This window comes from Pseudomonas sp. HY7a-MNA-CIBAN-0227, assembly GCF_040310325.1.
GTDB lineage: Bacteria > Pseudomonadota > Gammaproteobacteria > Pseudomonadales > Pseudomonadaceae > Aquipseudomonas.
Genome location: NZ_JBEOPT010000008.1, coordinates 250,279 through 273,255, shown reverse-complemented (window position 1 = coordinate 273,255; position 22,977 = coordinate 250,279). Strand labels below are relative to the sequence as shown.

The 22,977-nt window shown below is 59.7% G+C and carries 26 protein-coding genes and 1 pseudogene; 12 read left to right on the top strand and 15 right to left on the bottom strand.

From position 1 onward, the window contains the following. A partial coding sequence (locus tag AAEZ06_RS16095; protein WP_350615172.1) for an AlgP family protein occupies window positions 1-646 on the bottom strand: 646 nt, incomplete at its 3' end. Window positions 647-838: 192 nt separating this feature from the next. Here AAEZ06_RS16095 and AAEZ06_RS16090 point away from each other — a divergent pair. After that, entirely contained in the window at window positions 839-1,504 is a 666-nt protein-coding gene (locus tag AAEZ06_RS16090; protein ID WP_149412333.1) for an FKBP-type peptidyl-prolyl cis-trans isomerase, read from the top strand. Window positions 1,505-1,559: 55 nt separating this feature from the next. On the opposite strand, the gene rsd is transcribed toward AAEZ06_RS16090, so the two are convergent. From rsd to AAEZ06_RS16065, 5 genes are all read right to left on the bottom strand, one after another. Further along, complete coding sequence (rsd, locus tag AAEZ06_RS16085; protein ID WP_149412334.1) at window positions 1,560-2,018, bottom strand: sigma D regulator; 459 nt, start codon at window positions 2,016-2,018, stop codon at window positions 1,560-1,562. 208 nt (window positions 2,019-2,226) lie between these two features. Next, window positions 2,227-2,748: a disulfide bond formation protein B gene (locus tag AAEZ06_RS16080; protein ID WP_149412335.1), complete on the bottom strand. Its 522-nt coding sequence runs from the start codon at window positions 2,746-2,748 to the stop codon at window positions 2,227-2,229. Window positions 2,749-2,984: 236 nt separating this feature from the next. Beyond that, window positions 2,985-4,226, bottom strand: coding sequence for a heme biosynthesis protein HemY (locus AAEZ06_RS16075; RefSeq protein ID WP_149412336.1), 1,242 nt, complete (start codon window positions 4,224-4,226; stop codon window positions 2,985-2,987). A 5-nt stretch (window positions 4,227-4,231) separates the two neighbouring features. Continuing rightward, window positions 4,232-5,344 (bottom strand): uroporphyrinogen-III C-methyltransferase, encoded by a 1,113-nt coding sequence (locus AAEZ06_RS16070; RefSeq protein WP_149412337.1) that lies wholly within the window; start codon window positions 5,342-5,344, stop codon window positions 4,232-4,234. A 17-nt stretch (window positions 5,345-5,361) separates the two neighbouring features. Next, window positions 5,362-6,111 carry a uroporphyrinogen-III synthase gene (locus AAEZ06_RS16065; protein WP_350615184.1) on the bottom strand — a complete coding sequence of 250 codons (750 nt, stop codon included), beginning with the start codon at window positions 6,109-6,111 and terminating at the stop codon, window positions 5,362-5,364. Between AAEZ06_RS16065 and AAEZ06_RS16060 the strand changes: the two are divergent. Continuing rightward, window positions 6,050-6,178 (top strand): annotated as a pseudogene (locus AAEZ06_RS16060) (hypothetical protein); the annotation flags it as partial. The gene AAEZ06_RS16065 and the pseudogene AAEZ06_RS16060 sit on opposite strands and share 62 nt — an antisense overlap. Here the strand turns inward: AAEZ06_RS16060 and hemC are convergent. Then, window positions 6,126-7,067: a hydroxymethylbilane synthase gene (gene hemC / locus AAEZ06_RS16055; RefSeq protein WP_350615169.1), complete on the bottom strand. Its 942-nt coding sequence runs from the start codon at window positions 7,065-7,067 to the stop codon at window positions 6,126-6,128. The pseudogene AAEZ06_RS16060 and the gene hemC overlap by 53 nt on opposite strands. A gap of 138 nt (window positions 7,068-7,205) precedes the next feature. Then, complete coding sequence (locus AAEZ06_RS16050) at window positions 7,206-7,952, bottom strand: LytR/AlgR family response regulator transcription factor (protein ID WP_149412340.1); 747 nt, start codon at window positions 7,950-7,952, stop codon at window positions 7,206-7,208. A gap of 609 nt (window positions 7,953-8,561) precedes the next feature. On the opposite strand from AAEZ06_RS16050, the gene argH reads away from it, so the two are divergent. Beyond that, window positions 8,562-9,956 (top strand): argininosuccinate lyase, encoded by a 1,395-nt coding sequence (argH, locus tag AAEZ06_RS16045; protein WP_350615167.1) that lies wholly within the window; start codon window positions 8,562-8,564, stop codon window positions 9,954-9,956. Window positions 9,957-10,051: 95 nt separating this feature from the next. On the opposite strand, the gene AAEZ06_RS16040 is transcribed toward argH, so the two are convergent. Next, entirely contained in the window at window positions 10,052-10,711 is a 660-nt protein-coding gene (locus AAEZ06_RS16040) for a glutathione S-transferase family protein (protein WP_149412342.1), read from the bottom strand. A 125-nt stretch (window positions 10,712-10,836) separates the two neighbouring features. On the opposite strand from AAEZ06_RS16040, the gene AAEZ06_RS16035 reads away from it, so the two are divergent. From AAEZ06_RS16035 to AAEZ06_RS16025, 3 genes are all read left to right on the top strand, one after another. Then, window positions 10,837-11,121, top strand: coding sequence for a hypothetical protein (locus AAEZ06_RS16035; RefSeq protein WP_003208814.1), 285 nt, complete (start codon window positions 10,837-10,839; stop codon window positions 11,119-11,121). A 149-nt stretch (window positions 11,122-11,270) separates the two neighbouring features. Then, on the top strand, window positions 11,271-11,519 hold the full coding sequence (locus tag AAEZ06_RS16030; RefSeq protein WP_133100804.1) for a TIGR02647 family protein: 249 nt from the start codon (window positions 11,271-11,273) through the stop codon (window positions 11,517-11,519). A 167-nt stretch (window positions 11,520-11,686) separates the two neighbouring features. Then, entirely contained in the window at window positions 11,687-14,527 is a 2,841-nt protein-coding gene (locus tag AAEZ06_RS16025; protein WP_350615164.1) for a class I adenylate cyclase, read from the top strand. Here the strand turns inward: AAEZ06_RS16025 and rnk are convergent. From rnk to cyaY, 3 genes are all read right to left on the bottom strand, one after another. Continuing rightward, the gene (rnk, locus tag AAEZ06_RS16020; RefSeq protein WP_178114369.1) at window positions 14,524-14,934 is read right to left on the bottom strand and encodes a nucleoside diphosphate kinase regulator; all 411 of its coding nucleotides are present in this window, start codon (window positions 14,932-14,934) and stop codon (window positions 14,524-14,526) included. The genes AAEZ06_RS16025 and rnk overlap by 4 nt on opposite strands. A 142-nt stretch (window positions 14,935-15,076) precedes the next feature. Further along, window positions 15,077-15,295 (bottom strand): DUF1289 domain-containing protein, encoded by a 219-nt coding sequence (locus AAEZ06_RS16015; RefSeq protein ID WP_149412344.1) that lies wholly within the window; start codon window positions 15,293-15,295, stop codon window positions 15,077-15,079. Between the two features lie 2 nt (window positions 15,296-15,297). Then, entirely contained in the window at window positions 15,298-15,630 is a 333-nt protein-coding gene (gene cyaY, locus AAEZ06_RS16010) for an iron donor protein CyaY (RefSeq protein WP_149412345.1), read from the bottom strand. Between the two features lie 239 nt (window positions 15,631-15,869). On the opposite strand from cyaY, the gene lptM reads away from it, so the two are divergent. From lptM to AAEZ06_RS15980, 6 genes are read left to right on the top strand one after another with little or no spacing between them, the layout of a single operon-like run. Further along, window positions 15,870-16,031 (top strand): LPS translocon maturation chaperone LptM, encoded by a 162-nt coding sequence (lptM, locus tag AAEZ06_RS16005; protein WP_003208801.1) that lies wholly within the window; start codon window positions 15,870-15,872, stop codon window positions 16,029-16,031. 9 nt (window positions 16,032-16,040) lie between these two features. Further along, window positions 16,041-17,288, top strand: coding sequence for a diaminopimelate decarboxylase (lysA, locus tag AAEZ06_RS16000; protein ID WP_149412346.1), 1,248 nt, complete (start codon window positions 16,041-16,043; stop codon window positions 17,286-17,288). A 4-nt stretch (window positions 17,289-17,292) separates the two neighbouring features. Further along, a complete protein-coding gene (dapF, locus tag AAEZ06_RS15995; RefSeq protein ID WP_149412347.1) occupies window positions 17,293-18,123 on the top strand; it encodes a diaminopimelate epimerase in 831 nt (276 codons plus the stop codon). Between the two features lie 13 nt (window positions 18,124-18,136). Then, window positions 18,137-18,862: a DUF484 family protein gene (locus AAEZ06_RS15990; protein WP_149412348.1), complete on the top strand. Its 726-nt coding sequence runs from the start codon at window positions 18,137-18,139 to the stop codon at window positions 18,860-18,862. A gap of 2 nt (window positions 18,863-18,864) precedes the next feature. Further along, window positions 18,865-19,764: a tyrosine recombinase XerC gene (gene xerC, locus AAEZ06_RS15985; RefSeq protein ID WP_149493971.1), complete on the top strand. Its 900-nt coding sequence runs from the start codon at window positions 18,865-18,867 to the stop codon at window positions 19,762-19,764. Further along, window positions 19,761-20,459, top strand: a complete 699-nt coding sequence (locus tag AAEZ06_RS15980; RefSeq protein WP_149412590.1) for an HAD family hydrolase — start codon at window positions 19,761-19,763, stop codon at window positions 20,457-20,459. The genes xerC and AAEZ06_RS15980 overlap by 4 nt, the downstream gene beginning before the upstream one ends. Window positions 20,460-20,542: 83 nt before the next feature. Here the strand turns inward: AAEZ06_RS15980 and sutA are convergent, their stop codons facing one another. From sutA to AAEZ06_RS15965, 3 genes are all read right to left on the bottom strand, one after another. After that, the gene (gene sutA, locus AAEZ06_RS15975) at window positions 20,543-20,866 is read right to left on the bottom strand and encodes a dormancy-specific transcriptional regulator SutA (protein ID WP_133100794.1); all 324 of its coding nucleotides are present in this window, start codon (window positions 20,864-20,866) and stop codon (window positions 20,543-20,545) included. Between the two features lie 103 nt (window positions 20,867-20,969). Then, the gene (locus AAEZ06_RS15970; RefSeq protein WP_149412589.1) at window positions 20,970-21,395 is read right to left on the bottom strand and encodes a secondary thiamine-phosphate synthase enzyme YjbQ; all 426 of its coding nucleotides are present in this window, start codon (window positions 21,393-21,395) and stop codon (window positions 20,970-20,972) included. Window positions 21,396-21,606: 211 nt separating this feature from the next. Beyond that, window positions 21,607-22,944, bottom strand: a complete 1,338-nt coding sequence (locus tag AAEZ06_RS15965) for an ammonium transporter (RefSeq protein WP_133100793.1) — start codon at window positions 22,942-22,944, stop codon at window positions 21,607-21,609. Window positions 22,945-22,977 lie beyond the last annotated feature (33 nt).

Below are 22,977 nucleotides of genomic sequence, written 5' to 3'. Positions count from 1 at the left end.
CTGGCTTGGCGGCTGGTTTCGCAGCAGCGGTTTTAGCAACTGGCTTGGCGGCCGGTTTTGCAGCAGCGGTTTTAGCAGCTGGCTTGGCGGCTGGTTTCGCAGCAGCGGTTTTAGCAGCCGGTTTGGCAGCAGTTTTAGCTGGTGCTTTAACCGCAGGCTTGGCTACAGCTTTTGCAGGCGCCTTGGCAGCAACTGCTTTGCTCGCAGGTTTTTTCGATGCGCTCGCCGCAGCCGGTTTGGCCGGTGCGCGGGAGCCCAAGACCTTACCGACGGCTTCTTTCACACGACCAATACCCTGAGCCAATTTCAGGCTCTCTTGAGCATCGCGCTTGAGTTGTAGAATGTAGGTGCGGGTTTCGGACTGACGACCCTTGAGGGCGTCGAGCAAGTCCTCAAGTTCTTTGACTGCGCCCTTGGCTTTGGCTTGTGCCTTGGCTTTGCCGGCGGTTGCGGCGTCTTGCAGTTTAGTGCGGGATTTGTGCAGTTTTTCCTGAGCCTTGCCGCGTTGTTTTTCCAACTTGGCGAGCAACTTCTCAGCATCAGCCAAGGCTTGGGAACACGCACTTTCCAAATGTTCGAGCAGGCTGCTCGATAGCTGTTGGAGCAAGTGCAATGGGGTATTTACAGGCTTCTGTTTGGCCGACATGGTTTACCTCCTGGCTGACGTGGGTGCGGCTCATACTAGCTCTCTGCTCTTGCCGCCGCTAGGGCATGTTGACAGTATCGAATGCCTTGCGTTGCACAGCTTCAAAATTCTTATCGATATAACAAAAAGCCGCTCCACTTTTTGGGCACTCACACTGGCATAATCCAACGCACTTTCGGCTGGAGAACACCCATGTCGCGTTACCTTTTTTTAGTGTTGAGTTTGTCGATTTACGCAGCCCAGGCAAATGACCAAGCCCCGTCTAACGACAGCCATGATCTCGCCTACAGCCTAGGAGCCAGCCTGGGTGAACGCTTGCGTCAGGAAGTCCCCAACCTGCAAATCCAGGCCTTGATCGACGGGCTCAAGCAGGCCTATCAAGGCAAGCCTCTGGCTCTGGATGACGCGCGCATTGAACAGATCCTGGCTCAGCATGAAACCCAGAGCACAGCAGAGGCGCAAGTTCCGCAAAGCGAAAAAGCACTCGCCGCCGAACAGCGTTTTTTAACCACGGAAAAAACCAAAACCGGTGTGCGCGAATTGGCAGACGGGATCTTGCTAACCGAACTGACCCCCGGCGCCGGAAAAAAACCGGGGCCCAACGATCGAGTTCAAGTGAAGTATGTGGGGCGGCTGCCCGATGGGACGATCTTCGATCAGAGCGCACAGCCCCAATGGTTTCGCCTGGACAGTGTGATCACTGGCTGGCGCAACGCGTTGCAACAGATGCCGGTCGGGGCGAAATGGCGCCTGGTGATCCCATCGGCGCAAGCCTATGGCACTGACGGTGCAGGCGAGTTGATCGCACCCTACACGCCGCTGGTATTCGAAATTGAGCTGCTCGGCACAAGTGCCTGAACTCAACGAAAAACGGTGCGCAATGCGCACCGCTTTTTGATCCTGCAGCGACCTATCAAGCCTGTGTTACCGGCTCTTCCTTGTGGGCGTTGTGCAGCACCTCGATCAGGCAATCTTCCAGCTCAAAGCGCTCATGGAGCAGACCGCCCAACTCTTTGAATTTCGCCGCAACGCACTCGCCCTTGTCGCAAAGATCGTTGAAGGCCAGGAGCTTTTCGGTGATGACGTCGATGCGTGGGTAAATCGTCTCAGCCAAGTCAAGACCTCGCTGATCGTCGAAAGCTTCTGCTTCCTTGGTCAACTGCTCATAAACACCGAAGTGGCCAGCTGACACGTAATCCACCAAGACACCACAAAACTCCTGCAAAAGCTTGCGATTCTCAGCTAGCGCTTCGGGCTTGGCACCGAGAGCATCATAGGCTCGAACCAGTTCGTGACGCGCCTTCAACCAACCATCGATCAGTTTGTGCACACCACCCCAACGTTCCTGAGCATTCTGACAACTTTCCAGCATGATGATCTCTCTTCCCTTATGGGCGGTGCCGTCCTTTGCCCGCGCAACACTTCAAGATTAAAGCGGCAACCGGACAAAGCCGCATCGAACAAACTGTTTCAATAACGCGTGCGGGCCAGATTATGCCCGCAGGACTATGGCTTCAAGGTACGCAGGAGAGAAAGTTCATACAAGTGTTTAATCCCGCCTACAGACCTGTGGTGCTCAATCAGTGCTGCGCCATCCTTAGACGCAGACTGAATACCAACCGGAAAAACTGCGTACTACCCAGGATCAGCATCGCGACGAAGAACAACAGGCTCCACTCCGCAATGCTCAAGTCGAACAGCGTCCAGTTGATTTCCACGCAATCGACGGTGCCCTTGAATGTCAGCCTCAGCGCCTGCCAGAGCGACAGGTTTTCAATCATGTATTGCAGGCTGGGCCAGCAGTTGGGCAATTGCTCTGGAGGGGTGTTTTGCAACAGCACCTGACGCACCGCCGTGATGGCGCCCAGCAATGCACACCCCATGCTCGCCAACCAATACAGATAGATGCCGGAGCGCTTGGGGCCATGAGTCGCGGCCACAAGGTTGATCAGCGTGAAAGCTGCCAGCGAAATTCGTTGGACCATGCACAAGAAACAAGGGCGCAAAAGAGCCTCGTATTCCAGGTAAAAGGACGCGCCCAAGGTCAGCGCACCAGCCAAAAACGCCAGGAAGAACAAGGAGCGTGAGGGGGCCAAAGACATTGTTTATCCGCAACGCAAGAGATAGGTAGTTACGGTAGAGGAAAGGCCTTACCCCTTTCAATACGCGCTGGAGCAGACGATTCCGCGAGAACGTAGGGATATCCCATCAGCATCAGGGTGATTAAACGTAAGCCTGCGTAGGTATTTACCTGCAAGCCGTTTTATTCGCACCTATCAGGCGGTATTGAGGGTTGGCCACCAGACAATTCTGAGCCAACCCTGCGCTACTTCCTACTTCAAACCCGCGCGGGCACCGGTAGCGGTGACGCCAGCAGGCGATTGTCCAACAGGCCCAGGCCTTCCTGAAATAATTGGTTGCTGCGCTCGGTGTCGCCCAACTGCGCTAACAGCCGTGCCAATTCGGCGCAGGCCTCGGGATTGCGCTGAACCTGCAAACAGCTTTCCAGATAGTCCCGAGCCTTGCCCCACAGGCTGTTTTGCAAGCACAGGCGACCCAGGGTCAGTAACAAGCTGGCATCTCCTGGATGGTCCTTGAGCCAGCCTTCAGCAAACTTCAATTGCCGCGCCGGATCACCGCCGCGCAACAAACCATAAAGCCTGATCAGATGGCTGTCATAGGCGCGTTTGAGCGTCCCACGCAGCACCTCTTCGGCCTTCGCATCCGCGCCCAGCTGGCGCAGTTGCTCGGCATAGGCCAGCACCAGTTGCGGTTCCTGGCGCTGCGCCGAGGTCAGCTGCTGCCAGGCACGTTCGAGGGATTGCAGACCTGCCTCGCCTTGTTCTTCGCGCTGGGCTGCCAGGGTCAGGTTCTCGCCCCATGCCCGACGCTCCAGGTCTGCCAGTTCAGCCGACGGCAACACCTTGTCCTTGCGCAACTGCGGCAACAACCGAATCACCGACGACCATTCACCACGCTGCTGGTAAAGCCGCTGCAACTGACGCAACACCTGAGCATTATGGGGATGGCGTTCATGCATGGCCTGCAGAGTCACCAGGGCAGCTTCGGTATCGCCACGGTCCACCTGCAATTGCGCGTGACTCAAGGCCACCGCCAGCTCGGCCTGGGGCTGACGCTCAAGCGCACGCTCCAGCAAGCCATCCGACTCTTCGTAGCGACCCTGCTCATTGGCCGCCCGCGCGGCGCCGAGGTAGTAAAGCAGAGGTTGGCGTTCGGCCTCAGCGGCACGGTGCAAATGACGTTCGGCGCTGGCCCAGCGCCCTTCTGCCAAGTCCATCTGCCCCTGCTCGATAGCGATCTGAACCCGACGACTGCGGTTACGCCGCGACCACGGGTTGACCACCCCACCGGAGGTGGTCATCAGGCTCAGGAGCACCCTGATCAAATAGATCGCCAAACCGATGACGAACACCGCCACTAACGTCGACCACAGCCCAGACTCGTAATGCAGCACGTGGGGATAAGTAATCAGCACATAACCGGTGTGTTTCGAAATGCCCACAGCCAGCGCCAGGGCAACTGCAATCGCAAGCACCAGGATCACGTAGAAACGCTTCATCGGCTTTACTCCTGGGTCGCCGGCGTGCCAGCGGAAGCCTTGGCTTCATCGGCAGACAGATGACGACGTTCAAGGTAAGCCTGCACCGCAGACAGGCTCGCGGCCAAGTCCGGCGTCACCACCGAAACAGCTTTGGGCTCAAGCTCGGCAAGGCGTGCCAGCATTGCCTGGCTTTGCGGGTTGTTCTGATTGAAGTTGTCCTGCAAGACGCTTCGGGCCTCGCCCAACGAACGGGTGTAGACCGCCGGCTCGCCATTCAAGGCAGCCCATTGCGCCTGCTCCAGCGCCAGGCTAAGGGCCAGGCGAACCTGGTTCAGGCCTTGGCCGGCAAGCAGTGGACGAATGTTGTCATCCGGGTTGAAGTCGATACGAAAATAGCGGGATATCTGCTCCCACCATTGACTCCAACGGCTTTCATCATCGGTGGTTGGGCGTCCTGGGGGGGCGTCCTGAAGCTGATATTCCGGAGAAGTGGCGGCCAGTTGCACTACTTGGTCACGCAGGGCCGCCAGTTGCAGATAGAGCCCGGTGCGATCCGGCTGCTCGACGCTGCGCAGGGCCGCCAGGCTCTTGGCCAACTGCTCACGGGCAGCATAGGAACCCGGATCGCTCTGCTCACGAAGGATTTCATCAGCGCCCTGGACCAGCGCCTGGGCACTGTTGATATCTTGCAAGGCGGACAGCCGCAGGCTGGCCAGACGCAACAGATGCTCGGCCTCGGCCAGGCGCCAGTCCTTGCGGCTCGCGCCCAGCACGGTTTCCAGTCGCTGGCTCAAGCGCTGCTGATCACCTTGCAGTTGCGCTACCAGACGGCGACGCTCTTCCAGCTCATCAGCTCCCGGCAACTGCGCCAAGCGTGCGGCCAACTGCTGCTGGCTCTGCTTAAGGCCTTGGGATTGTTCATCCAGGGTTTGCACCTGGCCCAGCTGTTGCTGGCTGCTCGCTTGCAGGGCCCGGACCTGCCAGATCCCCCAGCCACCGGCCGCAACGCCTGCGGCACCAAGCAACAAGGCCAGGATCGCCAGGCCGTTACCACGGCGGGGCGCAGTGACTGGGGTCTCAACAGGCGCATCAAGCGCGGGCTGGGCTTCATCTTTAGGCAAGGCTGTTTCGCTCACGTATCCATCCTTTGCGTTTAGAGAGTGGGAACGGGTTGGCTCCGTAGCGCCACTAGCAAAGCCGCGGCACTCGCACCGCGACAATCCACAACTTTTTCTGCACCAGCGGCACGGGCCATTTCGGCGACGCGCGGGCTGGGCACGAACAACGGCATCTGTGCAACGCGCGGCCAGTCGGCGCCCGCCAGAGCTTGCAGATGTAAAAAACCCTGCCCACTGCTGACCACCAGGCCGTTCAAGCGTTCCGCGTCGATGCGTTGCGTCAGCACGCCAGTGTCGTAAGCCGCAAGGAAACGGCGATACAACTCCAGATAATCGACACTAGCACCTTGGTCACGCAAACGCTCAGCCAGTAGCTCGCGCCCACCCTCGCCCCGCAGGATCAACACGCGCGGATCGGGCCCTGCAATAGCCTCGCGCAACCTGGGCAATTCAAGCAAGGCCTCGCTGTCATCGCCGCTCTCGGGGTAGCTGACGTCCAGGCCATGGCCGGCCAATACTTGCGCCGTCGCGGCACCGACGCTGAACCAGGGTTGAGCCGGTATCCGTGGCCCGTATTGGGCCAGCAATCCCAGTGCGAACCGAGCAGCCGGCTTGCTGACAACGATCACCGCACAATAGCGGTCAAGGTTGCGAAAAGCTGTTTGCTGTTCGGCCGTGGCGGGTAGGCCTTCGATTTCCAGCAAGGGCAAGCTGCTGCTGAAGATCCCCTGCTCGGACAGTGTTGCAGCGAGGGCGACAGACTCATCTGCCGGCCGGGTCAGCAGCACACGCCAAGCTGTCACTGCGGACCGACCTCGCCATAGACTGCTTGCAGAATGGCGCCGGCACCTTTTTCCAGCAGTTCCTCGGCCACTTTTACCCCCAGGCTGGCAGCCTCACTTTGCGGCCCGCGAATCTCGGCGGTCAGCAGCAAGCCGCCACTCGGATCACCCACCAGGCCTCGCAGCCAGAGGTTTTCACCTTCCAGAACGGCGTAGCAGGCAATCGGCACTTGGCAGCCACCGTTAAGGTGCTTGTTCAGGGCACGCTCTGCAGTCACCCGGATCTCGGTATCGCGGTGATCCAGGGGCTTGAGCAGCGCGTGAATTTCGCTGTCAGCCGTGCGGCATTCAATGCCCACGGCGCCCTGCCCACCGGCTGGCAAGCTGTCCTCAACGCTGATGGCCGAGGTGATGCGGTCTTCGAAGCCCAAGCGAATCAGGCCGGCGGCGGCCAGGATGATTGCGTCATATTCACCAGCATCCAGCTTGGCCAGGCGGGTGTTGACGTTGCCACGCAGGAAGCGGATTTGCAGGTCTGGCCGGCGGGTCAGCAACTGGGCCTGGCGGCGCAGGCTAGAGGTGCCGACGATGCTGCCCAGTGGCAATTCATCAAGGGAGGCGTAGGTATTGGAAACAAAAGCGTCGCGAGGATCTTCGCGCTCGCAGATGCAGAACAGGCCCAGGCCTTCGGGGAAGTCCATCGGCACGTCTTTCATCGAGTGCACGGCGATGTCGGCCTCGTTCTCCAGCAGAGCGGTTTCCAACTCCTTGACGAACAGCCCCTTGCCGCCGATTTTCGACAGCGGCGAGTCAAGCAGCTTATCGCCGCGACTGACCATGGGCACCAGGGATACCTTCAGGTCGGGATAGGCCTGCTCAAGGCGTGCTTTGACGTATTCGGCCTGCCACAAGGCCAGGGCGCTTTTACGGGTGGCGATGCGGATTTCGCGAGAGGACATGGATCAATCCGTACTGAATAGATACGGCAGATAATAACAGCTCAGGCAGATTCGCCTTGATTTGAATCAGCAGGTGCGGGGCCACCCTGACCTCAACGCACCGGGATAGAGGATGTGAAGGTCGCCGCAACCCTCGGGTTAAAGCTGCTGCATCATCTTGCGCACACCTGCGACGTGGCGCCGGCTGACGATCAAGGCGTCGCCGTTAAGCCCCTTCAGAAATAACTGAAAGTGTCCCAGCGGCGTGCGTTGCAGGCGTTCGATGCGTTCGCGGGCCACCAGCGCATTGCGATGGATACGCACGAAGCGCTCACCAAACTCGTCTTCCAGGGCCTTGAGCGGCTCATCGAGCAGCACTTCCCCGGCCTCGTGACGCAAAGTCACGTACTTATGATCGGCGATGAAGTAGACCACCTGGTCAAGGGGGATCAGCTCTATGCCCTTGCGGGTCCGTGCACTGATATGGCTGCGTGGCCCGTTGCCGCTTTGCGCTGCGGGCTGGGTCAGGGCGGCGAGTTGGACGCGATTGGGGCGCTCGGCTTTTTTCAAGGCCTTGAGCAGGTCTTCGGCGCGCACCGGCTTGGCCAGGAAGCTCACCTCGCTGGTTTGTAGGGCCTCAAGGGGAAACTCATCCTCGGCCGCACAAAACACCACATTGGGCGCTGACTCGCGCTCGCTCAAGCGGGCCGCAACCTGCAGGCCATCAAGGCCCGGCATGCGGATATCAAGCAAGACGACATCCGGTTTCAGGCTGTCGATCAAGACCAATGCCTCGTCGCCGTTGGAGGCGCTCGGCTCAAGGACACTGTATCCCTCGATCTCACTGACCATACGGCTCAGTCGCTCGCGGGCTTGGGGTTCGTCATCAACGATCAGGACATTCATATTGCGCTGGATTCCTGCGTGAGTCTCGCACAAGGATAGCGTAGACAGGTGCGGTGACTTCCGTCACGGCGATCCACGCTAAGACTAGCGGGAGCGGCAAAAAGTGCCCCAAGAGCGGCACCAATATTTACCCGGTCCTGTTCAATCGCGCCCAAAGCCTGCTGCCTTTGGGCATCGTCGTAGGGTTTGCTGATACACAATACGAACACCCCCCTCTCATTATGGATAGCCTGAACTTCGACCCCGCCGACCGTCATTGGTGCAAGATGGATCAAATCAACGCATAAGCGACGCCCCGGGCCCTGAGCGCCACGGATACGAATACTTACTTCTTCACAGTCCAACTGTAGACGTTCGCAGAGACGATATTACTCAATCGTCAAATATCGTCTCAATAAACACCCTTTGTTTACCTCAAGGCGCGGGCGGCTTTAAACCCTTGATTCAATCCTGTCTCCAGTCTCTTCCCGGACGAGGCCGGGGGCAAGGCACTTAGCCATCCTCCTCGCAAATAAAAATGCCGCCGCGCTGCATCAACGCCTCTAGGGCAACCCTGTTATTATCGGCGGAACACTTCATGCCCTCTTTCAGCAGATCACGAGCGAATCCATGAGCACCGACAAGACCAACCAGTCCTGGGGCGGCCGCTTCAGTGAACCCGTCGACGCCTTCGTCGCGCGCTTCACCGCCTCCGTCACGTTCGACCAGCGCCTCTACCGCCACGACATCATGGGCTCCATCGCCCACGCCACCATGCTGGCCAAGGTCGGCGTGCTGACCGACGCCGAGCGCGACAGCATCATCGATGGCCTGAACATCATCCGTGGTGAAATCGAAGCCGGCACCTTTGACTGGCGCGTCGACCTGGAAGACGTGCACATGAATATCGAGGCCCGCCTCACCGACCGCATCGGTGTGACCGGCAAGAAACTGCACACCGGTCGCAGCCGTAACGACCAGGTGGCCACCGATATTCGCCTGTGGCTGCGGGACGAGATCGACCTGATTCTCGCTGAAATCACCCGCCTGCAAAAAGGCCTGCTGGAGCAGGCCGTGCGTGAGTCCGACACCATCATGCCCGGTTTCACCCACTTGCAGACCGCGCAGCCTGTGACATTCGGTCACCACTTGCTGGCCTGGTTCGAAATGCTCAGCCGCGATTACGAGCGCCTGGTGGACTGCCGCAAGCGCGCCAACCGCATGCCCCTGGGCAGTGCCGCGCTGGCCGGCACCACCTACCCGATCGACCGCGAATACACTGCACAACTGCTGGGTTTCGACGCTGTCGGCGGCAACTCCCTGGACGGCGTGTCAGACCGTGACTTCGCCATCGAATTCTGCGCCGCGGCCAGCATCGCGATGATGCACCTGTCGCGTTTCTCCGAAGAACTGGTGCTGTGGACCAGCGCGCAATTTCAGTTCATCGACCTGCCAGATCGCTTCTGCACCGGCAGTTCGATCATGCCGCAAAAGAAAAACCCTGACGTTCCGGAACTGGTGCGTGGCAAGAGCGGCCGTGTATTCGGCGCGCTGATGGGCCTGTTGACCCTGATGAAAGGCCAGCCGTTGGCCTACAACAAGGACAACCAGGAAGACAAGGAACCGCTGTTCGACGCCGCCGACACCTTGCGCGACTCACTGCGGGCCTTTGCCGACATGATCCCGGCGATCAAGCCCAAGCACGCCATCATGCGTGAAGCGGCGCTGCGCGGTTTCTCCACCGCCACTGACCTGGCGGACTACCTGGTACGCCGTGGCCTGCCGTTTCGCGATTGCCACGAAATCGTTGGCCATGCCGTGAAATACGGCGTGGAAAACAGCAAGGACCTGGCGGAAATGAGCCTGGAAGAGCTGCGCCGGTTCAGTGACCAGATCGAGCAGGACGTGTTTGCAGTATTGACCCTGGAAGGTTCGGTGAATGCCCGTAACCATATCGGCGGCACTGCACCGGCGCAGGTGAAGGCAGCGGTGGTACGCGGTCAAGCATTGCTCGCCAGCCGCTAACCCGAAACTGTGGCAATAAGCTAGTTGTGGCGAGGGGGCTTGTCCCCTCGCCACAACAGCCCGCTCACCACAAAGTTACTCAACAGACTGATCCGCTACTTCTTGGCAGCAATCATCGCCATGAAAGCCGGCATTGCCGCTTCCCTGTCCGCCGCCACCCGCTGGGCATTGGGCAATGCGTGCAAACGCTCCAGCAACGCCTTGGCCGTGGGCAACTCAGCCAACAAGTCCAGGCCAAACAGCTTCTCGCCCACCGCGCAGGCGAGGTTCACGCTGTACATGAAGTACAAGTCCGCAATGCTGAAACTATCGCCCGCCACATAGGGCGCGAACTTTGCGTGCCGCCCCAACGCTGCGATCCCCAGCAACAACTCTGCCTTGGATTTTTCCTTGATCGCCTCCGCTACCGGCATGCCAAAGAAGGCTTCGGCAAAGCAGGCACGAGCCGGCAGCTCGATGTACAACTCGATTTCCCGGCACAACGCCAGCACCTGAGCACGCTGGAACGGGTCGCTGGGCAGCAGCGAAGGCCCACCCTGGGTCTGTTCGATGTATTCGAGGATGACGCTGGTTTCGTTAATAAACCCTTGCTCGACACCCAGCACCGGCACCTTGCCCCTAGGGCTTACCCTTATGGCTTGCGCGGTTTGCCCGGCGTAGAAAGGCACTTCTTCAAAGGGCAATCCTTTTTCCAGGAGCGCCAGTTTGACCATATTGTAGTAGTTGCTGACCGAAAATCCGTAAAGCTTGAGCATCACAAAGCCTCCAGGCCATGCAGGGGGTTGGCTGCGTTGGTTATAGAACGTCATGCCTGATCTGACCAGCAGCATCACCTCCCTGAATGGGGGTAGACTGGCGCCCTTTCCTTCAGGAGCCTGCCATGAGCGAGCCAACCGATATCGACAACGACGAAGAAGAGTTCGCCGAGACCACCTTAATTGAAGCGATCGAAAACCAGATCGAAAGCGACAACCCGCCTGCAGCCAAAGCCACATTCAACAAGCTGACCCTGGTGGGCTACGAGCGCGAAGACATCTTGCAAATGATGGCCCATGTACTCGCCATCGAAATCGACGCCTTGCTCGAAGAAGACCGCGCCTTCAATACCGAATGGTATGAAACTGCCTTGCGCGCGCTGCCAGAGTTGCCGCCAGAGAAGCAGTAAGCAGAACATCTTCCTGGCCAGCAAACTCTTGCTGGCCACAATCTTGTCCCATATCAATACCTCACGACTTCTGACTGGACAGCTCGGCAAAGTACGTTCACCTTATGGACTGCTAACGCCTAAAAATTCCTAGAAAGTCTGGAGTCCTTATGTCGTATACCCCTGAGTTGGTTGCCGAACTGGAAATCCTTGCACTCTTCAACCTGGACAGCTCCCAAGAAGGTCTGAAAGTTCATCAAACTGCAGCACCTGCTGCTATCGCTGCTGCCCGGCGACTGTTTGAAAAAGACCTGATCGACCAGCCAGACGGCGGCTATCTGACTAGCCTCGGCCGGGACGCGGCTCAACATGCCCAAAGCCTTCTGACCATACTGACCACCGCCACAGAAGCAGCCTGACACATCGTATCGCCCACGGAATCCCTTCTGACGGATTCCGCGGGCACTTCTGTGCCCGGGATAAAATTCTGACGCCAAAAACAAATTCCCCTTAAACCTCCTACGCTTCTGTCTGTAAACTCCTACACGGCTGCCCACGCCGGGCCCTGCGAGCCACCGAGTTCGACATGACCCGCACCCACGAAATCCGCCCCAACCTGGACGAAGGCATCGACCGCAAGGTGCTGGCCCAGTTGCGCACACGATTTCTGACCCTCAATGATGGGCGCATGACCAGGGCCATGGAAGGTTTGACGCCGCGCCAGCAAAGCGTACTGACCCTGCTGCCGCTGTTTTTTCACGTCAATCACCCACTGTTGCCCGGCTATGTCTCGGGCAGCACGCCGGCCGGGCTGTCGAACTTCGAACCTGACGACCAGGCATTGGCCGAAGCCCTGCGCCTGACCCGCTCTTTTTCCTACAAGCCCCGTCACGGCAACCCTCCGCTCCCTATTCATGGTCTGTTTCTGATGGGCAGCCTCGGCACCCTGGCTCAGGCAGATCAGAGTGATATGGACGTTTGGGTCTGCCACGCCGCTGATTTAAGCGAGAGCGAGCTGACCGAGCTGCGCAAGAAATGCCAGTTGCTGGAAGCCTGGGCCTTGACCATGGGCGCCGAAGCTCACTTCTTCCTGATCGAACCGAACCGCTTTGTCCAGGGTGAGCGCGACACCCAGCTCAGTTCCGACGATTGCGGTACGACCCAGCACTATCTGTTGCTGGACGAGTTCTACCGCACCGCCATCTGGCTGGCCGGACGTACGCCCATCTGGTGGCTGGTGCCGGTCTACGAAGAAACCCGCTATGCCCAATTCACTCACGCGCTGATCTCAAAACGCTTTATACGCGCCGATGAAACCCTCGACCTCGGCCACCTGGCGCACATCCCGCCTGGTGAGTTTATCGGCGCAGGCCTGTGGCAACTGTTCAAGGGCATTGAGTCACCCTACAAATCGGTGCTCAAGCTGCTGTTGACCGAGGTCTACGCCAGCGAACACCCCAAGGTGCAATGCCTGAGCCTTCGCTTCAAACGTGCGGTGTTCGCCAACCAGGTCGATCTGGATGAGTTGGATCCGTACATCGTGGTCTATCGCCGCATCGAGGAATACCTCCAGGACCGCAACGAACCGGAGCGCCTGGAACTGGTGCGACGCAGCCTGTACCTGAAGGTCAACCGCAAACTCAGCAGCAGGCAGCGTACCTCTGGCTGGCAACGATTGCTGCTGGAGCGGCTGGCCAACGAATGGGGCTGGGATCAACGGCAACTGGCCTTGCTCGATAGCCGCAGCCAGTGGAAAGTCCGCCAGGTTGCGTCCGAACGCCGGGCCCTGGTCAACGAGCTCAATTACAGCTATCGCTTCCTGACCCAGTTCGCCCGCACCGAACAGACCGTCAGCCTGATCAACAAACGCGACCTCAATGTGCTCGGCCGGCGCCTGTATGCCGCCTTCGAGCGCAAGGCCGGCAAGGTCGAGTTCATCAACCCTGGCATTGCCCCCGACTTGGCCGAAGACACCCTGACGCTGGTGCAGTCGCCCAACCGCAAAGAACCGGGCCAGCACCATTGGGGCCTGTACAACGGCAACCTGACGGCTCTGGAGTGGGAACACTTTGCGCCAATCAAGCGCAGCCGTGACCTGCTGGAAATGCTCACCTGGTGCCACCGCAACGGAGTGATCGACAGCCGCACCCGCCTGGCGCTACATCCAGGCACCAGCGACCTGACCGAGTTCGAACTATTCAACCTACTGGGCAGCCTGCAGCAGACCATAACTCTGCCTCTGGTCAGCGTTGATGAGGATCAACTGCTACGTACGGCGATACCCGATGAAGTGCTGTTGCTGGTCAATGTCGGCGTCGATCCGCTCAAGCATCACCGCGACCTGAATATCCTGATGACCACCGAGCGCACCGACTCCCTGAGCTACGCAGGAGTGCGGGAAAACCTGGTGCTGACCCTGGACCAGGTCACGCTCAACAGCTGGAGCGAGGTGATGGTCAGCCGCTACGACGGCCCCCACGCCCTACTCGATTGCCTGCGCGACTACCTCAACCAACTGCCGAGCAATCATCTGCCGCGGCTGCGGGTGCGCTGCTTCTGTCACAACCGCGCGCAATTCATTGCCCAGCGGGTGGAAGAGATTTTCGACACCGCGCAAAACCTGCTGCTCGGCCAGCTCAACCATCGCTACCTGATTCAGGTGCAACAGCACTATCACGTGATGGAGTTGGCGCCAGGCCAGGCCAACCATGTGTCACTGGCTAGCCAGCAGGCGCTGGTCGACTACCTTAGCGAGGAATTGGCCAGCTACAGCCCGCTGCACCTGGACGCTATGGCCTTGGAAGACCACGACCTGGCGCTGCTGCTGCCCATGGGCCTGCCGGACTGTGTCCAGGTGTTCTACCGGATCAACGACACCTTCGCTGAGCTGTACGTGCTCGACGAATTCAACGCGCTCTGGCAGCAACGCCTGCCGTTTCACGACGAGCAAAGCCTGTTGGTGCCCTTGCAGCGATTCCTGCAATCGGTCATCTATCGCCGTGACGCGCTGTCACCGCTGGACCCCCAGCAACCGCTGGGCGCGGTGCAGACGCTGTATTACCAGCTATCACCTTCGGGCAGCGGCCGCGCACGCAGGGCCGAGCCTCGCCCGGCGCCGCAAACCCCGGCCAACAAGCCGTTCTACGACGTGCAGGCGATTATCGGCAAGGCCGCACCCGGCCAGGTCGGCATCACCTTGTACTGCAATCAACGGGAGTTTTCCGAGCTGGAATTTGGCGACCAACTGTTTGCCGTGGTCGCCCAGGAAATCATCGGGCAACGCCGGGAGACCGAGCGTTACCGCTGCTACATCACCGATCTGGACCTGTCCGGCCTGCTCGGTGATGTTCAAAGCCCGAGCAATCTGTACCTGCGCTACAAGGCCGAGTTGGAACAGGCGCTCAACGAGGCACTGGGCCAGATTTAGAGAGAAAAGGCGCCGCCGTCTTTGGGCTGAACTTCGACACTGAGCAATTCAAGCTTGAGGGTCTTGCCTCCCGGTGCGGGCCAATCGATGTGCTGACCGACTTGCAAGCCCAGCAAGGCGCTGCCGACCGGAGCCAGGATCGAGATTTTGCCTTCGTCGGCATTCGCGTCCTTGGGGTACACCAGGGTCAGGTGATAGTCCTTGCCACTGCCTTGCTCACGGCAATGCACGCTGGAGTTCATGGTGACAACACCGGCAGGCACTTCATCGTGGCCAACCACTTCTTCGGCGCGGTCGAGTTCATGTTGCAGGGCCTCGACGCCCGGCGAAGCTTCGCCTACACGGTCGATCAGTTGCTCAAGACGCTGCACGTCAAGACGGGTGAGGATGATGGAAGGTGCGGTCATGATTCAGGCAGACTCCTTTTTTCTGCACAAAAAAGCAAAACCCCGCCAGGAAAAGGCGGGGTTCTCACGGACCTCGATGAGTTGAGGTGTATCCGGACACTACCACAGCACAATAAATAAACAAGACAGGCTGACCTGAGGGTCAGGCGCCAGCCTTGCGCTGCTCGGCCTGGGCAACGATTACCCGTCGGCGCTGATCGTCAGCAGAGCGCCACTCACGGATGTCTTCCACATGCCGGAAGCAGCCGAGGCAGACTTTCTGCTCATCTAGCCGACATAAACTGATACAAGGTGACGGCACCGCCGGGCTGGCATTGCTGAACAGCGGCTTGGGCGGGCGAACCGAAACAGGCTGTGTCACGATCAGATCTCGTCGAAGTCCAGCTCGACGCCGGCTTGTTCCAGGGTGATGCGCGCGAGCATTTCGCTGAGCAGCTCATCGCTGGTGTCATGTGCCCAGCGCTTTTCCTCTTCATCGTAGTCAAAGTGAAAACCACCGGAGCGCGCAGCCAGCCATAGCTGACGCAGAGGCTCCTGGCGACTGAAGATCAACTGGCTACCGTTCTCGAACTTGGCGGTCAGTACCCCCGCCGAGTTCTCCAGATCCACGTCCAGGCCACTCTCGTCGAAAATATCTTCCAGCGCTTGCTGGGTGGCATCCACCAGATCGTGAAAGCGGGCTTCGGTCAAACTCATTGTGGGAACCTCGAAAAGTGTCTACTCACGCTCAAGCGCCGCACGATACGGGCGAGCCCCGACGATTGCAAAGGATACCAATTTCATTACCGAGAGCTGCATGAAATATCCTCGCTTGAGGTAGGCCACTTCCCGACAAACTCGGCAAAGCCCCGCCGGACGGGTGTCCCGGCGCATAGGCAAGCTGGCGGGTGGTCGGTATACTCGGGCGCAATTAATGCATATTCAAGGATTTCGCCATGAAGCGCCTGATCTCTTCCCTTGCTGCGCTCGTCGCGGTCGCTTGCCTCGTTAGTGCCTGTGGTCAAAAAGGCCCGCTGTATCTGCCCGATGACAGCAAAGACCCGAATGAACAGGCGCAATCGTCGCAAACCAAAGCGCACAAGCACGACACCTACTAAGGGAACACCATGGACGCTTTTAACTACCGGGACGGCGAGCTGTTCGCGGAAGGCGTGGCGCTGTCTGCAATTGCCGAGCGCTTTGGCACTCCGACCTACGTTTATTCTCGTGCCCACATCGAAGCACAATACCGTACCTTCGCCGATGCGCTGGACGGTACACCACACCTGGTGTGCTACGCGGTCAAGGCCAACTCCAACCTGGCCGTGCTCAATGTCCTGGCGCGCCTGGGCGCCGGTTTTGACATCGTGTCCCGAGGCGAGCTGGAGCGCGTGCTGGCGGCTGGCGGCAAGGCTGACAAGATCGTGTTCTCTGGCGTCGGCAAGTCACGTGAAGACATGCGCCGCGCCCTGGAAGTGGGCGTGCATTGCTTCAACGTCGAATCCACCGACGAGCTGGAGCGCCTGCAAGTAGTTGCCGCCGAGATGAACGTTCGCGCGCCTATCTCACTGCGGGTCAACCCGGATGTTGATGCAGGTACTCACCCGTACATTTCTACCGGCCTTAAAGAAAACAAGTTCGGCATCGCCATTGCTGACGCCGAGGATGTGTACATCCGCGCCGCCCAACTGCCGAACTTGGAAATACTCGGTGTCGACTGCCACATTGGCTCGCAACTGACCAGCCTGCCTCCCTTCCTCGATGCCCTCGACCGCCTGCTGGCGCTGATCGACCGCCTCGGCGAGTGCGGCATTTACCTGCACCACATCGACCTCGGTGGCGGTGTCGGCGTGCGTTATCGCGATGAAGAGCCGCCGCTGGTGGCCGACTACATCAGGGCCGTGCGTGAGCGCACCGAAGGCCGCGACCTGACACTGATGTTCGAGCCGGGCCGTTATATCGTCGCCAATGCCGGCGTACTGCTGACCCAGATCGAGTACCTCAAGCACACCGAACACAAGGACTTCGCCATCGTCGATGCGGCGATGAACGACCTGATCCGCCCCGCGCTGTACCAGGCCTGGATGAATGTCACTGCGGTTCGCCCACGCGATGGTGCAGGCCGCACCTATGACATCGTCGGCCCGATCTGCGAAACCGGCGACTTCCTGGCCAAGGGACGTCAGTTGGCCCTGGAAGAAGGCGATTTGCTGGCCGTGCATTCGGCCGGTGCCTACGGATTTGTCATGAGCTCCAACTACAACACCCGCGGGCGTACAGCCGAAGTGTTGGTGGACGGTGATCACGCGTTTGAAGTGCGCCGCCGCGAGACAGTAGCCGAGTTGTTTGCTGGCGAAAGCCTGCTGCCGGAGTAAGGCCATGCTGCTGCGTTTTACCAAGATGCACGGCCTGGGCAATGACTTCATGGTCCTCGACCTGGTCAGCCAGCACGCGCACATCCTGCCCAAGCATGCCAAGCAATGGGGCGACCGGCACACCGGTGTCGGTTTCGACCAGTTGCTGCTCGTCGAGGCGCCGAGTAATCCGGACGTGGATTTCCGTTACCGGATCTTCAACTCCGACGGTTGCGAAGTAGAACAGTGTGGCAACGGCGCACGTTGTTTCGCCCGTTTTGTCCTGGACAAGCGCCTGACCGCCAAGCGGCAGATTCGCGTCGAGACTAAAAGCGGCATTATCGAGCTGGATATTCGCAGCGACGGCCAGATCAGCGTCGACATGGGCGCGCCTCGGCTGGTTCCGGCGGATATTCCGTTCCAGGCTGCCGAACAGGCCCTGAGCTATTGCGTCGATGTCGACGGCGAGAGCGTAGAACTGGCCGCCGTGTCCATGGGCAACCCCCATGCGGTACTGCGGGTCAACGACATCAACAGCGCGCCTGTCCATGAGCTGGGGCCGAAGATAGAACATCACCCGCGCTTTCCGGCACGGGTAAACGTCGGTTTCCTGCAGGTCATCGACCGCTCCCGCGCGCAATTACGCGTCTGGGAGCGCGGTGCCGGGGAAACCCAGGCCTGCGGCACCGGTGCTTGCGCCGCTGCCGTGGCCGCGATCAGCCAGGGGTGGATGGATTCGCCACTATTGATCGACCTGCCCGGCGGACGCCTGTCCATCGAATGGGCAGGCCCAGGCCAGCCGGTGAAGATGACCGGTCCGGCCATGCGTGTATACGAAGGACAAGTCCGTCTATGAGTGAGCCAATCCAATGACCGATAAGCCCCAGGTACCCGTTCAAGAGTCCGAACCAACCCCTGATGAAAGTCTGGAGGCAGCGGCCGTCGCCGCTTACCTGGAGGCTAACCCGGACTTCTTCGTCGAGCATGAAGAGCTGCTGCCGGCCCTGCGCATTCCCCACCAACGCGGCGATACCGTGTCGCTGGTGGAGCGGCAGATGAAGATCCTGCGCGAGCGCAATATCGAAATGCGCCATCGGCTCTCGCAACTGATGGACGTGGCCCGCGACAACGACCGCCTGTTCGACAAGACCCGTCGGCTGGTCCTGACCCTGATGGACGCCGCCAGCCTGGAAGACGCGGTCATTGCCGTCGAAGACAGCCTGCGCCAGGACTTCCAGGTACCTTTTGTCAGCCTGATCCTGTTCAGCGACAACCCGATGCCGGTGGGCCGCTGGGTCAGCGGCAGCGATGCGCAAACCGCCATTGGTGGCCTGCTGTCGGAAGGTAAAACCATCAGTGGCACTCTGCGCGAGCATGAGCTGGACTTCCTGTTTGGTGAAGAACAGCGCAAGCAGATCGGTTCCACGGCCGTGGTCGCCCTCAGCCATCAAGGCCTGCACGGTGTACTGGCCATCGCCAGCCGTGACCCACAGCACTACAAGAGTTCGGTGGGTACGCTGTTCTTGAGCTACATCGCCGAAGTGTTGGGCCGCGTCCTGCCGCGCTTCACCACCGCCCTGCGCGCGGTGCGCTAGCCATGGAACGACAACTGGACGCCTACTGCGCTCATCTGCGCAGCGAGCGCCAGGTGTCTCCCCATACGCTTGAAGCCTACCGACGGGACCTGAACAAGGTCCTGGCATTCTGCGAGAAACAACAGATCAGCAGTTGGAAGGTCCTGGACATCCAGAGCTTGCGTAGCCTGATCGCCCGCCTCCACCAGCAAGGCCAATCCTCTCGTAGCCTAGCGCGCTTGCTGTCGGCGGTGCGTGGCCTTTATCACTACCTGAACCGCGAAGGCCTCTGCGACCACGACCCGGCCAACGGTCTCGCGCCGCCTAAGGGCGAACGGCGCCTGCCCAAGACCCTCGATGCCGACCGTACCTTGCAACTGCTCGATGGCGCGGTAGAGGATGACTTCCTCGCCCGTCGCGACCAGGCGATCCTTGAGCTGTTCTACTCCTCGGGCCTGCGCCTGTCGGAGTTGACCGGCCTCAACCTCGATCAGTTGGACCTCGCGGATGGCTTGGTACAAGTGCTCGGCAAGGGCAGCAAGACCCGCGTGCTGCCGGTCGGCAAGAAAGCCCGGGAAGCCTTGCAGCTGTGGCTGGGGCTGCGAGCCCTGAGTAATCCGGCGGATGACGCGGTGTTTGTCAGTCAGCAAGGGCGGCGCCTCGGGCCACGGGCGATCCAGTTGCGGGTCAAGGCCGCCGGCGAGCGCGAGCTGGGGCAAAACCTGCACCCGCACATGCTCCGGCACTCGTTTGCCAGCCATATGCTGGAGTCTTCACAAGACTTGCGCGCGGTGCAGGAACTGCTCGGCCACTCCGACATCAAGACCACCCAGATCTACACCCACCTGGACTTCCAGCACCTGGCGACGGTGTACGACAGCGCCCATCCACGGGCCAAACGCATTAAAGGCGGCGACTCATGAGCATCAAGCTGATCACCTTCGACCTGGACGACACGCTCTGGGATAACGTGCCCGTCATCATCAGCGCCGAGGCATCGATGCGCGAGTGGCTCGCCACTCATGCGTCATTGGTGGGCGAATTGCCCCTGGAAAAGTTCGCCGGCCTGCGCCAACAGGTGCTGCAGCGCTATCCCGAGCTGAAATACCGTATCAGTGTGTTGCGTCACCGTGTCCTGCTGCATGCCTTTGAAGAGGCAGGTTATCCACAGCCTGAGGCGACGGAATTGGCGGATGCGTGTTTCGAAGCGTTCATCCACGCCCGGCACCAACTCACGATATTCCCCGAAGCAGAGCCCATGCTGCAGGCCCTGGGCCGCCAGTACATGCTGGGAGTGATCACCAACGGCAACGCCGATGTGCAACGCGTCGGTCTGGCGGATTACTTTAAGTTTGCCCTGCGTGCCGAGGATATCGGCATCGCCAAGCCGGACGCACGGCTGTTTCAGGAGGCGTTACAGCGCGGTGGTGTAGATGCGAGCGCCGCCGTACATATTGGTGACCACCCCGGCGATGACATTGCCGGCGCCCAGCAGGCGGGGCTTCGCGCTATCTGGTTCAACCCAGCGGGTAAAGCCTGGGAAGCCGAGCAATTGCCAGATGCAGAGATTCGCAGCCTGACTGAACTGCCCGATTTGCTCGCCCGCTGGAACGCATAACTTGCGTGATGAAAGGCTCTTTGTGTCAGCCATGAAAAAGCCCGCAGCGACGGCGGGCTTTTTCAGCAAGCAAGTAACTGACCTTAGATAGGCCGGCTGCCGTACTTGTTATCAGGCTTCTTCGGTGGATCAGCCACCACGTTGGCCTCGACTTCCTGCACTTTGCCGCCTTTGGCGAGGAATTCATCCATCGCTCGGGCCAGCGCATCGCGCTCTTTGTTCTTGGCTTCAACGCTTGGCAGTTCGTCAACCGAAACAGCAGCCTTGGCCTTGCCCTTGGCAGCCGGGGCCGGTGCGTCTTCGCCGCCGTCGTCGTCAGCAACGTCTGACGCAGCCGCTTCCAGACCTTCTTCGGCTTCGTCGTCACCTACTTCGAGGTCGTCGTTTTCCAGATCATCGTCGCTCATGTTCTACCTCATGACTTGCGAAAAGCAGATTAGTTATAGCCCAGCTTCGCCGTCTGTCGACGGTGGCTGGAAAAAAATCAACATCCGCCGGATAACCAGCGGCTTATGCCCCATCACCGTGCAAGGTGGCGAGGACTTTACGAGCACCACCATGATCGCGGTGCTCGCCCAGATAAACACCTTGCCAGGTCCCCATCGCCAAGTGGCCGGCCTTGACCGGCAAACTCAACTGACAGCCCAGCGGTCTGCCCTTGAAGTACGTCGGCAGATCATCCGGGCCTTCGTCGTCATGTTCATACACCGCTCTACCTTGTGGTACCAGCGTGTTGAAAAAACGTTCGAAGTCACGGCGAACCGCCGGGTCGGCATTCTCGTTGACGGTCAACGAGGCCGAGGTGTGCTGCAGCCACAAATGTAACAAGCCCACCCGGCTGGCCTTCAATTCAGGCAAACCAACGAGCAACTCGTCCGTCACCAAATGAAAGCCCCGGGGCTTGGCCCGCAGGATAATCAGGGTCTGTAGCCACATACAGTTCTGCGCACATCGGCGCGCATTCTAGCGCGCTCAGGGAAAAAACAAAGTGCCGAATACGCCTACATGCATGTAAGACATTCGCACAGTGAAAAGCACCCTGTGGATCCAATCACAAAGTCAGCACAAAAATGCTCACAACCCTTTACCGCAGACAAACCCCAGACAAAAAAATGCCCGGCAAGCCGGGCATCTTTTTTAAGCGTACTTACAAGTTGTAGCCACGTTCGTTGTGTTCCGCCAGATCGAGGCCGACCGCCTCTTCCTCTTCGGTAACCCGCAGGCCCATGACCTTGTCCAGCACCTTGAGGATGACGAAGGTCACGATACCGGTGTAGATCACCGTGAAACCGACACCCTTGGCCTGAATCCAGACCTGTGCCGCAACATCAGTCACAGTGCCGAAGCCGCCCAGGGCCGGGGCTGCGAACACACCGGTGAGGATCGCACCGACGATACCGCCGATCCCGTGAACACCGAAGGCGTCCAGGGAGTCGTCGTAGCCCAGCTTGCGCTTGAGGCTGGTAGCGCAGAGGAAGCAGATCACACCGGCAACCAGACCAATCACCAGGGCGCCCATCGGGCCCACGGTGCCAGCGGCTGGCGTAATGGCGACCAAACCGGCAACCACACCCGAAGCAATACCCAGGGCACTTGGCTTGCCGTGGGTGATCCACTCGGCGAACATCCAGCCCAGCGCCGCAGCAGCGGTAGCGATCTGGGTCACCAGCATCGCCATGCCGGCAGTGCCGTTGGCAGCAGCAGCGGAACCTGCGTTGAAGCCGAACCAGCCAATCCACAGCATCGCCGCGCCGATCAGGGTGTAACCCAGATTGTGCGGAGCCATCGGCGTGGTCGGGTAGCCTTTACGCTTGCCGAGCACGATGCACGCCACCAGGCCAGCAACACCGGCGTTGATGTGCACCACGGTGCCGCCAGCGAAGTCCAGTACGCCCCAATCCCACAACAGGCCACCGTTGCCGCTCCAGACCATGTGCGCAATCGGCGCATAGACCAGGGTGAACCAGATGGCCATGAAGATCAGCATCGCGGAGAACTTCATGCGCTCAGCGAACGCACCGACGATCAGTGCCGGAGTGATGATGGCGAAGGTCATCTGGAAGGTGATGAACACCGCCTCAGGGAACAGCGCCGCAGGCCCGGTGATGCTGGCCGGAGTGACACCCGCCAGGAACGCCTTGCCCATGCCGCCGAAGAACGAGTTGAAGTTGACGACGCCCTGCTCCATCCCGGTAGTGTCGAACGCAATGCTGTAGCCGTAGACGACCCACAGAATGCTGATCATGCCGGTAATGGCGAAGCACTGCATCATCACGGAAAGAATGTTTTTGGAGCGGACCATACCGCCGTAGAACAGCGCCAGACCGGGGATGGTCATGAACAGCACCAATGCGGTAGCGGTCAGCATCCAGGCGGTGTCGCCGGAGTTGAGGACTGGAGCCGCCACTTCGTCTGCCGCCATAGCCAGGCTGGGCATTACGATGGACAACAGGGCTCCTAGCCCTGCGAATTTACGCAGAGTCATATTGTTTTCTCCTGGGGCGTTGGGGTTTGGCGG